Raw genomic sequence first — 12473 nt, forward strand, 5'->3', positions numbered from 1 at the left:
GTCAAAAGTCGGCAGAAAGCACAAAAAATAACGAAACAATAAGCCAAAACGGTTTTGACTGAAGACTAAAGACTTAGAACTTAAGACTTATTCCAGTATTCCGAAAACGCCTTTTAAAGCGATCCCTACGCCAGTTATTAACAGGATATTGGCAACAATATTATTGTAAGGAAAATCGGCAAAACGAAGATACACACCAAAAAGGCCTATAATAATTGCAATGACGATAATAATGTAATGACGTTCGGAATTGGCGTTTTCAGTAGTGTTCATTTTTCGCTGATTTTTATTGTTGGGCAAAAATATAAATGTTTACTGAATTGTTAAAATTATTTAGTTGATTGAGTTGGGAAATAGCGTTTAAAAATTGCTTGTTGTTTTTATGCTGATGTATTAATCATACCGGGCTAAAGTAATTAGGTTATCATAACGCATGAACCACCCGGGACAGATGAATAAACCTGGTACACATGGTACGCTAATATTTCCCTCTTTTTACTTGCTTTAATGAAGAATTTAATGTATTATTTTTCTGGTCGGGGCGAAAAATTACATGCCGGTATTTTAAACGCGCTTCCCCGGTTGTTTGGTTTGGATTATTTGATTAGGTGAGTAGTTGTTGTTCATCACAAAATTCAACTACTCACCTGGTCACCCCGATCAACCTTTAACTAAGGCTTTTCTTTTGAAATACCTGATCGCCAGCCAAATTACAAGGCCGACAGGTATCAATATCCAAAAGTTTGAAATACCGATCAATACCTCTACAAATACATTCCAGCCGGTCTCAAATGACATACCGAATCGTTTGGAAAATGGTTGCTGATAATCTGCCAGGTTATTATCAGCCATCATCCTTTTGCTGACTGCGTTGGTTTCATAAAAAACAAGGACGACGGTACTCAATTTAACCGAATCATCAATTTTACGGTTGTTTATTTGCTCATCAACCATGTTGTTTTTAAAGGCCAGCAAATTATCCGGGTCTTTTTTATTGACGGTTGTTTTCTTTTGCGCATCAACCAATTCGTTTTGGTTTTTAAGTTTAAGCCGCGTTGACAGGTAGTCCAATGTTTTGTCTGCAACCTCTATTTTTTGATCGTTTACCCTGATCCCCAGTTGGGCAACCTTGTTCATAAAAGCCACCAGGTTTGCGGGGGGATTTTAACGGTCATCTCCGCCGTTGAATTAATAAGGGTAACCCGCATAACGGAGTCGTCACTTTTTCGCACATCCACGCTATCCACCACGGCCGACTGCATTACCTGATGAGTTACCTCGCCGTGGTAGCTGTCTGTAAGTGCTGTAATTTGCTCCGTTGCTTGCCGCACACTCTTTACCTGGAACCGTATGCCGGCTGTTTTTACCACTTTAGGATGACTTTGAATTGTATCACTATGAATAATTTTTGCTGCGCGCATTACTTCTTTCGTTGAATCTGCCGATGCTTTTAGCGTATCTGCAGATTCACTTGAATTACTTTTGCCCTTGCATGCGCATAGCAATGCCAGCCCCGCAAGCGGGATTAAAAATTTTGTTTTCATGATTTGTAGGGATTGGTTATGGAAACCTTTAACTATTAAAAGGTAACCTGGTTAAGGAAATTGTATATTGCCTTTTATACAGCGGTACATTAAACTTTAGCTGGTGCAATCATCTTTTTAATCCGGTAGTTTCGGACCAGCACCCAAACGCCGATAATTGCTATTATAAACACCCACAATTTGGCCATACCTATAATAACATCTACGAATATCCCCCAGCCGTTTTCAATGGCCATACCCAGGCGCCTGAAAAAGGGAAGATTGTATGCCGACGGGTCATCATTGGCAATTACCTCCTTATTGATGGTATTGCTCTGATAAAAGCTCAGGGTAACAATGCTGTTTTTAACCGCATCGTCAATCTGCCGGTTACCAATCTGCTGGTCGATCATATCATCTTTTAAATTCAACACATCTTCAGGTTTTTTAATCACGATCTTTCCTTTTTTTTGCTGGCTTACCAGTTCGGCCCGGCTTTTAAGTTTCAGCTGCGCGGAGAGGTAATCGAGCGATTTATCCGTGATATCCATGCTGCGGTCATTCACATAAATACCCAAATGGCCCACCTGGTTCAAAAACTCATCCAGTTTAGTTGAAGGGATCTTTACCGTCATTTCGGCAGTGGTATTAAAGGCGGTTACCCGCATAACCGAATCATTACTGATACGGATATCCTGGCTGCGCCCGGCAGTTGAACCCATCTGGTGGTGGATCACCATACCATTAATACCTGTAGTAAGCGCCGTTATATGTTCGGCGGTTTGCTGCACATTTTTCACTTTGAAATGGATGCCTGCGGTTTTTACCAGTTTCGGCCCGGAAACCGAATCTTTACTAACCGTATCGGCGCTGCTGCTGTTGTTCAGAAGCTCGTAACTGCCCGATTTGCCTTTGCATGCGCAAAGAAATGCCAGCCCCGCAAGCGGGATTAAAAATTTTGTTTTCATGTTTTTTGGATTTTATATTGATACCGGACAGTGGCAAAAGGTAACCCATTGGCATAATTGCCTATCAATTTGTTACATTGAACCGTAAAATGACCGGGTAAAATTAAAGCGGTTAACCAGCGCCTCAAGCAACGTTCACCATTTAAAATTCTTTATCTAACCAAGTTTTATGCCAATAAATATGGTGCGTCCATTAATGTGACGAACATCATTTTTCGCACTAAATTCAGGCACACATAATTTTATCGTTATAATTCTATAATTCTTTAAATTAGCGTCGTTATAAACAAATTTAACCAGCACAATAATATTATTTAGAATTATTATAAATTAGATATTGCTGTCATTTGTTTGTCAGGGATACTGTAATAAATTTTACTTTTGTGACTGAAAAATTCGGACATATCATACATCTCCGCGTGAATTACAATCATTAATATAGAAAATTATTTAGTATAAATACACTTTATGAGGAGTTTCTCATTACTTTTTAAACAATTTTCAAGGTCGGTTTTAGTGGTTGCCGGTTTTGCTTTTTTAGGAACCTCTGCTTTTGCGCAGGGAGACGCCGCTAAGGGCGAAGCCATATTTAAAGCCAAATGTACCACCTGCCATGCCATTGACAGAAGGGTGATCGGCCCTGCGTTAGGCCCACAGCTTAATACGGAACCTGACGATAAGTTTCTGACCAAATGGATCCAGAACAACCAGGCTTTAATTGCAGCAAAGGACCCGAAGGCCCTAACCATTTACAACCAGTATAACCAGGCCGGCATGACCGTGTTTGCCGAATTATCTGATGCAGATGTAGCCGGCATTTTAACCTATGTGCGCACCACCTACAAAGCCATGCAAACGGCGCCGAAAGCTGCCGCCGGAGGACCTGCTGCAGAATCGGGACCGAGCCAGATGGTAATTTTCGCACTGATCGGCGTTATTATCCTTGCCTTTGTCATCATCCTTGTATTAAACAAGGTGGTTAGCACACTCGAAAGATTGTTGCTGAAAAACAAAGAGCTGATGATAGCCGAGCCTGTTGCAGAAGCAGCCCCGGTTGACCGTATGGCAACTGTCAAAAAACTCGCTAAAAATAAAAAATTGGTATTTTTCGTACTGTTGTGCGGTACCTTAGCGCTTGGCAGCTGGACATGGGTTACCCTTTGGACCACCAACGTTCACCAGGGTTACCAGCCGGTGCAGCCCATCAAATTCCCGCACGACCTGCATGCCGGCGCAATGAAAATTGAATGCCAGTACTGTCACTCCGGTGCATACAAATCGAAAAATGCATCCATACCATCATTAAATGTTTGTATGAACTGTCATAAATCAATTGATCGCCGGAAAGATGCTACCGTTCCATCACCTGAGATCGCAAAAATTTATGATGCATTGGGATATGACCCTGCAACAACCAAATACGACAGCACCAAGGCAAGGCCAATTCAATGGATCCGTATCCACAACCTGCCTGACTTTGCATACTTCAACCACTCACAGCACGTAAAAGTTGGCGGCTTAAAATGCCAAACCTGCCACGGCCAGGTTCAGGAAATGAAAGAAGTTTACCAATACTCGCCATTAACAATGAAATGGTGTATACAATGCCACAAACGTACCAACGTAAATATGAAAGGCAACGCATACTATGAGAAAATGGAAGCAGTGCACGATTTGATTAAAGCTGGCAAACCGGTAACCGAAGCCGCTATGGGCGGTATCGAGTGCGGTAAATGCCACTATTAATAATTTGATTAAAACTTATCATTACAGTTTATTTAGCTTAAATGGATAGCAATAAAAAATACTGGAAAGGTTTAGAAGAGCTGAACAAAACCCCGGAATTTGTTGAATTGAACAAACACGAATTTGCGGAGCCTATTCCAATCGAAGATGTTTTAACAGGAGGCGGTTTAGAAGGAAGAACACCGCGCCGCGACTTTTTAAAAGCAGTAGGCTTTGGCGTAGGTGCAGTAACTCTTGCTGCTTGTCAAAAAGTGCCTGTTCATAAATCCATACCCTATTTAATAAAACCGGAGGAAGTTACCCCGGGTATTGCCAACTACTACGCCTCTACTTTAGAAGGCCAGGCTATTTTGGTAAAAACCCGTGAAGGACGCCCGATCAAAATAGAAGGTAACCCGAATGATATTATAGGTAAAGGCGGTTTAAGTGCAAGGGCACAGGCTTCTGTACTCGACCTTTATGATGTTACCCGCTTAAAAAATCCATTAAAAGATAACGGCGATTACGGTTGGGAACAAACCGATAGCTTTATTAAAAGCGAACTTGACGCCATTAAAGCATCCGGTAAAAAAATACGCCTGATCACGTCAACCATTACCAGCCCATCTTCACTGGCGGTAATTGCTGATTTCCTGGCGGCCTATCCAACTGCAAAACACATTAATTATGATGCGGTATCCTATACCGGCATTATCCAGGGCAACCAGAATAGCTTCGGCAAAGCAGTGTTGCCTCATTATAATTTTGATAAAGCAGATGTAATTGTAAGTTTCGGCGCTGATTTCCTGGGCACATGGATCTCGCCTGTTGAATTCATCAGGCAGTACGTGCAAAACAGGAACAACAAATCGCTGGAGGCTAAAAAAATGTCGCGCCACATCCAGTTTGAAACCTCGATGAGCGTAACCGGCACCAATGCTGATGTTCGTATCCCGATAAAACCATCCGAAGAAGGTGTTGCCCTGCTTAATTTATACAATGCAATTTCAGGCACTACTTTGCCTGGAAGCCAGAAACTGACAAACAATCCAATAGCTGATAAAGCTTTAACGCTTGTTGCAAAAGAGTTACTGCAGGCTAAAGGTAAAGCGTTGGTGGTTGCAGGTTCAAATGATGTAGCTACCCAGATTTTGGTTAATGCCATCAACTCCCTGTTAGGAAGCTATGGAAAGACCATCGATCTGGACAATCCGTCAAAACAATTTGCCGGTAACGACGCAGAATTTGCGGAATTTGTTAGTGAAATGAACAGCGGCGATGTTGGCGCAGTATTTTTCCTGAATGCCAACCCGGTTTATGATTATTATAAGAGTGCGGATGTTGTAAACGGTTTGAAAAAAGTGCGTTTAAAAGTATCTTTCTCTGATAAAAACGAAGAAACTGCTGCACTTTGTAATATTATCGCTCCAAATCATCATTACCTTGAATCATGGGGTGATGACAATGCATTGGAAGGCTATTACACGATCTTACAACCAACCATAAACCCTGTTTATGATACCCGCCAGGCTGAACATAGCCTGATGATATGGTCTGGCAGTACTGTAAAAGATTACTATACTTATGTACGCAACACCTGGGATAAATCGCTTCTTGCAAAAGGCGGATTATCCGGACAGGCAGGTTGGGAAAAATTATTACAAACCGGTTTTGTACAAACCGCGCCTATCGCCGCAGGCAGCTACTCTTTCTCCTACGGGCTAGACAGCGTTGCACAAAAAATACTGGATCACAGCAAAGAACTTACCGCCGATGGCAGCAAAGTTGAATTGCAGCTTTATCAAAAAGTATCCATGCGCGATGGCAAAAGGGCCAACAACCCATGGTTGCAGGAGTTGCCCGACCCGGTTAGCAAAACCACCTGGGACAATTATGCTAACGTATCCCCTGCTGACATGAAGAAATGGGGCTGGCAAGATGGTGATGTAGTTAAAATTGACGCAAACGGTTATTCAATAAGTGTACCGGTAATATCACAGCCTGGGCAGGCACAAGGCACTGTATCAGTAGCTGTTGGCTACGGCCGTACCATTGCCGGGCCGGTTGGCGACAATGTGGGTAAAAACGCATTTCCTTTCCATACGCTGCGTAACAATACATTGCAAACAAGCGTTGTTGCTGCATTAACTGCTACAGGTACAAATTCGCCGCTGGCACAAACGCAAACACACCACTCTATTGAAGGGCGTAACAGCATTATAAAAGAAGCAACCTTTACTGAATACCTTAAAAACCCGGGCGCACGTACCGGGAAAGAGGAAGATCATAAAGTATACAACCTTTGGGACAATTATGAGCACCCTACCTATAACTGGGTAATGGCGATTGACCTTAACGCTTGTACCGGTTGCGGCGCCTGCGTTGTTGCCTGCAGCGCTGAAAATAACGTACCTGTTGTGGGTAAAGACGAAGTTAAGCGTCGCCGCGAAATGCATTGGATCCGTATCGACCGCTATTACAGCTTTAATGATAATGGCAGCAATGGTGGCACAACCCGTGAACACGAGATAGCTACTATGAAGCTGGACGATCTGGATCACGTAAAGGTTGTTTACCAGCCAATGCTTTGCCAGCATTGCGATCATGCACCTTGCGAAACTGTGTGCCCGGTACTGGCAACAGTACACTCCTCCGAAGGTTTAAACCACATGGCTTATAACCGTTGTATCGGTACACGTTACTGCGCTAATAACTGCCCATATAAAGTTCGCCGTTTCAACTGGTTTAACTACTGGAACGATGCACGTTTTGAAAACTACTTACAGGGCGATCATACCCAACTGGTACTTAACCCTGATGTAACCACCCGTTTCCGTGGTGTGATGGAAAAATGCTCTATGTGTATCCAGCGCATCCAGGCAGGTAAATTAAAGGCCAAGATTGAAAAACGCCCGCTGAAAGATGGTGACGTTAAAGTGGCCTGCCAGCAAACATGCCCTGCAAATGCGATTGTATTTGGTGATGGAAATGATCCTGAATCAGAAGTGTCAAAAGCTTTAAAAAGCGAAAGAACTTATTACGTTCTGGAAGAGTTGGGTGTACAGCCAGGCGTTGGATACCAGGTAAAAGTTAGAAATATATCTGAATTAGAAGCTTAATTAATTACAAGAGAGATTATAAAATATGGCATCTCATAGTGAATCAATAATAAGAGAACCGTTAATTACAGGCAAAGACATCACCTATGCCCAAATTACTAACGATGTTCTTCGCCCAGTAGAAAATATGCCGGGGAAAGCCTGGTGGATAGGCTTTGTGGTGGCTGTTTTAGGGGCTTGCCTTTGGTTATTTTCCGTTAGCTGGACCTTTTGGTACGGTATAGGCGAGTGGGGACTTAACAAAACCGTTGGATGGGCCTGGGATATTACAGGTTTCGTTTGGTGGGTAGGTATTGGTCACGCCGGTACGCTTATTTCGGCTATCTTGTTGCTGTTCCGTCAAAACTGGCGTAACTCCATCAACCGCTCGGCTGAAGCGATGACTATTTTCGCTGTAATTTGCGCGGCTTCGTATATCGTTTGTCACATGGGCCGCCCATGGATGTTTGTTTATTCGTTACCGTTACCAAATACCTATACACTTTGGGTTAACTTTAACTCACCACTCATCTGGGACGTATTTGCGATATCAACATACTTCTCTGTATCATTGGTATTCTGGTATACAGGTTTGTTGCCCGATTTAGCTACTATTCGCGACCGTGCTACAGGTTTACGCCGCAAAATTTATTCTTTCTGCTCATTCGGGTGGACAGGATCTGTAAAAACATGGCAGCGTTTTGAAACAGTTTGTTTGATCCTGGCCGGTATTTCTACTCCACTGGTACTTTCGGTACACACCATTGTATCCATGGACTTTGCTACCTCGCTTGAACCAGGATGGCATACCACTATTTTCCCTCCCTATTTCGTTGCCGGGGCAATTTTCTCGGGCTTCGCGATGGTACAGACGCTGTTATTGGTTACCCGTAAGGTATTAGGACTGGAGAATTATATCACCATGTTCCATATCGAGGCGATGAACAAGATCATCCTTTTAACAGGATCTATCGTTGGTGTTGCTTATTTAACAGAATTCTTTATCGCCTTTTACTCAGGCGGCGAATATGAACAATACACATTTCTTAACAGGTTCATCGGGCCTTACTGGTGGGCAGGTTGCATGATGTACGGATGTAACGTACTGATGACCCAACTGATGTGGTTTAAATCCATCCGCAGAAATATCCCTATTGCATGGGTATTATCTATCGTGGTAAACATTGGTATGTGGTTTGAAAGGTTTGTGATTATCGTTGTTTCCCTGCACCGTGACTTTGTTCCTTCAAGCTGGGCAATGTTTTATCCTACCTGGGTTGACATGAGTATCTTCATCGGCTCAATAGGTTTATTTTTTACTATGTTCCTGCTGTTTATAAGGGTGTTACCTTCAATAGCAATGGCCGAAGTAAAATTGATCCTGAAGAGTTCAAGTGAGCAGGCCAAGAAAAAATTAATGGCACACGGAGACCTGGATGAAGAGCAGGTAGAATTTTATAAAGAATCATTGGTGAAATTTGACAGCGTTGAGATTTCTGATTACCAAAAAGCATAAAAATGAGCAGTACCAAATATATTTTAGGCCTTTTTGCAGACCCCGATGAAATGATGCACGGGATAGATCTGTTACAAAAGAATAGTGTGCCAATTTATGATGTTTTCACCCCGATGCCGATTCACGGTATCGAAAAGAAACTCGGCATTAAGGATTCGCGTTTAGGTTTTGCAGCTTTTATGTTTGGCTGCCTGGGTGGCACAACCATCTTCAGCATCGCTTACTATATGCTGGTGCATGACTGGCCGATGAACATTGGTGGTAAGCCGGCATTTGCAATACCCGACTTTGTTCCCATTACGTTTGAATGGACCGTATTGTTTACGGCTTTCGGCATGACCCTTACTTTCTTCTTTGCAACACACCTTTTCCCGGGCCGTACGCCAAGGGTTATGGATCTGCGTGCAACAGATGACAGGTTTGTGATTGCTATTGACGCAAAAGGAAATACACCACACGACGATATTACTAAAATTTTAAAAGAAGCAGGAGCTGTTGAAGTAAAGCATAACGACAGAAAATATGTTAGCTATGAATAAAATAAAAATATTGGGCACAATAGCTGTTGCTATCACTGCTACGATAGCTATTTCATCGTGCAAGGATAAAAGAAGTACTGGCTGGGAATACGCTCCCAATATGTACGAGCACCTTGCCTATGACCCGGACCAGATAAATGATAACTTTAAGGATGGCAAAACCGCCCAGGTACCACCCGCAGGTACAACGCCTATAGGTTTTGTACGTTTTGATTATCCAAATTCAAAGGATGGTTATGAAAAAGCCAGCGTGGAAGTAAAAAGCACGCTGCCGCAAACACAGGCAAATTTTACCGAAGGTAAATTATTATTCACCTCCTATTGCTCACCCTGCCACGGTTTAAGCGGCAAAGGTGATGGTTTGGTGGTTGCCCATGGCTTTCCGGCGCCTCCATCATATTCAACCGGTGTATCGTCACGTGGTGGCAATATGAAAGACCTTACTGACGGCAAAATTTATCATACAATTACTTATGGTGTAAACGCGATGGGCTCATATGCTTCACAGCTTGACCCTACCGAAAGATGGAAAGTAGTTATGTATGTTCACCATTTACAAACTTTATAAGCTGATTTTTTAAATGAAGACTTCTCATAGTTTCGACGAACGATTTCAATTTCAAGGCAAAGCCAAAACCTGGAGCCTTGTATTGATGGCTATTGGCGTAATTGGAATAGCATTCGGTTTTTTATCAGGCGGCGGCGAACGTACATTTGCTAACCTGCTGCTGATGTCCTATTATTTTGCTTGCGTTTGTACCTGCGGCGTATTTTTTCTGGCTGTACAGTATGTAGCCCAGGCTGGCTGGTCAGCTGCCATCCTGAGGATTCCACAGGCTTTCGCAAAAGCATTACCTGTTGCTGCCGTAATATTATTTGCAGTTATTTTTCTGGGCATTTTCATGACCCATACCGGCCTTAACGAATATGGTAAACAAACCACTATCCCTTATTTATACAAAATTTGGGCAGTAAAAGGTGTAACTACCCCCGGTGATCCAAATTACGACTCAGTTATCACTGCCAAATCAGGTTACCTGAATGTGCCCTTTTTCCTTATCCGTATCGCCTTATACCTGGTATGTTATTCAGGATTAGGCGCTTTGCTGGTGAAATATTCTAACAATGAAGATGCTTTAGGCGGTATGTTTAACTACAACAAAAGCTTTAAAGTTTCGGTTATTTTCCTGGTGATATTCGGCTTTACCGTTCCGTTGTTTGCTTTTGATACCATCATGTCCTTAGAGGCACACTGGTTTTCAACTATGTTTGGCTGGTACAATTTTGCGGCATTATGGGTTGGCGGCTTATCAGTAATTACCCTTACCATCATCATTTTACGTCAAAATGGGTACCTGGAATGGGTTACTGAAGATCACCTGCACAATTTAGGCCAGTTAATGTTTGGCTTCTCTGTATTCTGGACCTACCTATGGTTCGCACAATTCCTGCTAACCTGGTATGCCAATATACCTGAAGAGTCGGCTTATTTTTACAGAAGGTGGCAACCTGAGTTTATAGGATGGTTCTGGTTAAATATCGTTGTCAATTTCCTTACGCCATTACTGTTATTGATGAAACGCGATTCAAAACGCCTGGTACCGGTATTAAAGGTGGCATGTATCATCCTGATCTGCGGTCACTGGCTTGATTACTGGCAAATGATTATGCCTGGCGCTGTTGGCCCGCAATCACACTGGTATACCGAGATCAGCTGGCCGGAGATCACCATATTTTTTGGTTTTGCAGGTTTATTTATCTTTACCATGCTGAATGCGCTAAGTAAATTTAACTCACTGATACCAAAGAAACACCCGTTGCTGGACGAGAGCCTCCATCATCACATATAGTAATTAATAAATTTGCACCAAAATAAAAGAATACCAAACATAAAATAAGATGGGATTCAAAAAACTATTAACTTCTAAAAAAGCGCTTTTACTTTTTGCAGCATCCATGCTTTTGGGGTCACAACAGCTAATGGCACAAGCGGTAGCGCAGGGCACAATAACGGCCGGAACGCCTGATTCTATGGCCAGCAGCGGAATGTGGACTGGCGTGCTCTATTATGTACTCCTTGGTTTGGTAGCCTGTTTCTGTATTGCCATCCTTGGTAAAATATTAAAGGTTTATGATCTTACCCTTACTATGCAGGGTAAAAAACCAATCAACTGGAACAGTTTTATGGCAGTTTTATGCCTGGTGTTCCTGATCGTTGGCTTATATGGCGCCTACTGGTCGCTAACTGTTCAAGGCAGCATGACTTTACCAAAATCAGCATCAGCCCATGGTGTTGATATTGATAGCATGTTTAACCTGACCAGTGCACTTACGCTTATCGTATTTGTAATTACCCAGGTACTTTTATTCGGGTTTTTGTTCTTTTACCGCGCTTCAGACAAACGTAAGGCATACTTCCTGCCGCACAATAATACCATCGAAAAGGTTTGGACTATTATTCCGGCGATTGTTTTAACCGTGCTGGTAGTATTTGGCTTCTTTACCTGGCAAAGTGTTGAAAATAGCACCAATATGAAAGGTGATATTAATATCGACGTAACCGGCCACCAGTTTGCCTGGGAATTACGTTATCCAGGTCCGGACGGTAAACTGGGTCAATTAGACTACCGGCTTACAACAGGCCTTAACAAATTAGGCATTGACTATAAAGACCGGAACAGTTATGACGACCTGCAGGCTGATACCCTGGTATTACCGGTAAACAAATCAATCAGGTTAAATATTCATGCGCAGGATGTGATCCATAGCGTATTTATGCCGCACTTCAGGTTACAGCAAAACGCGGTACCGGGTTTACCAACGTATTTTAAGTTTGTACCAACGGTTACTACAAACCAAATGCGCTCTGAAACTAATAACCCTAAATTTGAATACCTGCTTTATTGTAACAAAATATGCGGTGGCATCCACTACAACATGCAAAAAGTGGTACGTGTAGTTTCAGAATCTGAATACCAGGACTGGATTGCAAAACAAAAACCATATTTAACTGATCAGTTAAAACAACAATTAAAAGTAGCTGCCGCAAAATCATCGGCCGGCTCATTATCATCAAACAAGTTAGCGTTAAATAATTAATATAA

General features: G+C 42.5%; 11 protein-coding genes. 7 read left to right on the forward strand and 4 right to left on the reverse strand.

Annotated elements, in window-relative coordinates; all coding sequences use genetic code 11:
• Positions 1-87: 87 nt before the first annotated feature.
• The 4 genes from MgSA37_RS22600 to MgSA37_RS22615 all read right to left on the reverse strand — a co-directional run bounded on the left by MgSA37_RS22600 (position 88) and on the right by MgSA37_RS22615 (position 2491).
• A complete protein-coding gene (locus tag MgSA37_RS22600) occupies positions 88-273 on the reverse strand; it encodes a hypothetical protein (RefSeq protein ID WP_096355274.1) in 186 nt (61 codons plus the stop codon).
• A 387-nt stretch (positions 274-660) separates the two neighbouring features.
• Positions 661-1137, reverse strand: a complete 477-nt coding sequence (locus MgSA37_RS22605) for a DUF4349 domain-containing protein (protein ID WP_096355276.1) — start codon at positions 1135-1137, stop codon at positions 661-663.
• Positions 1134-1544 carry a DUF4349 domain-containing protein gene (locus MgSA37_RS22610; protein WP_096355278.1) on the reverse strand — a complete coding sequence of 137 codons (411 nt, stop codon included), beginning with the start codon at positions 1542-1544 and terminating at the stop codon, positions 1134-1136. Before MgSA37_RS22610 ends, MgSA37_RS22605 begins: the two co-directional genes overlap by 4 nt.
• 89 nt (positions 1545-1633) lie before the next feature.
• On the reverse strand, positions 1634-2491 hold the full coding sequence (locus tag MgSA37_RS22615) for a DUF4349 domain-containing protein (protein ID WP_096355280.1): 858 nt from the start codon (positions 2489-2491) through the stop codon (positions 1634-1636).
• A 468-nt stretch (positions 2492-2959) separates the two neighbouring features.
• Between MgSA37_RS22615 and MgSA37_RS22620 the strand changes: the two genes are divergently transcribed.
• The 7 genes from MgSA37_RS22620 to MgSA37_RS22650 are packed head-to-tail and all read left to right on the forward strand — an operon-like array spanning position 2960 to position 12468.
• On the forward strand, positions 2960-4237 hold the full coding sequence (locus MgSA37_RS22620) for a cytochrome c3 family protein (RefSeq protein WP_096355282.1): 1278 nt from the start codon (positions 2960-2962) through the stop codon (positions 4235-4237).
• A 41-nt stretch (positions 4238-4278) separates the two neighbouring features.
• A complete protein-coding gene (locus MgSA37_RS22625) occupies positions 4279-7335 on the forward strand; it encodes a TAT-variant-translocated molybdopterin oxidoreductase (protein WP_096355284.1) in 3057 nt (1018 codons plus the stop codon).
• A gap of 25 nt (positions 7336-7360) precedes the next feature.
• Positions 7361-8830 carry an NrfD/PsrC family molybdoenzyme membrane anchor subunit gene (gene nrfD, locus MgSA37_RS22630; RefSeq protein WP_096355286.1) on the forward strand — a complete coding sequence of 490 codons (1470 nt, stop codon included), beginning with the start codon at positions 7361-7363 and terminating at the stop codon, positions 8828-8830.
• 2 nt (positions 8831-8832) lie between these two features.
• Complete coding sequence (locus MgSA37_RS22635) at positions 8833-9369, forward strand: DUF3341 domain-containing protein (protein WP_096355288.1); 537 nt, start codon at positions 8833-8835, stop codon at positions 9367-9369.
• Positions 9353-9937, forward strand: a complete 585-nt coding sequence (locus MgSA37_RS22640; protein WP_096355290.1) for a c-type cytochrome — start codon at positions 9353-9355, stop codon at positions 9935-9937. Before MgSA37_RS22635 ends, MgSA37_RS22640 begins: the two co-directional genes overlap by 17 nt.
• A gap of 13 nt (positions 9938-9950) precedes the next feature.
• Entirely contained in the window at positions 9951-11219 is a 1269-nt protein-coding gene (locus tag MgSA37_RS22645) for a quinol:cytochrome C oxidoreductase (RefSeq protein ID WP_096355292.1), read from the forward strand.
• A gap of 49 nt (positions 11220-11268) precedes the next feature.
• Positions 11269-12468, forward strand: coding sequence for a cytochrome c oxidase subunit II (locus MgSA37_RS22650; protein ID WP_096355294.1), 1200 nt, complete (start codon positions 11269-11271; stop codon positions 12466-12468).
• Positions 12469-12473: the final 5 nt, after the last annotated feature.

The sequence above is a fragment of the Mucilaginibacter gotjawali genome, assembly GCF_002355435.1.
Taxonomy (GTDB): domain Bacteria; phylum Bacteroidota; class Bacteroidia; order Sphingobacteriales; family Sphingobacteriaceae; genus Mucilaginibacter; species Mucilaginibacter gotjawali.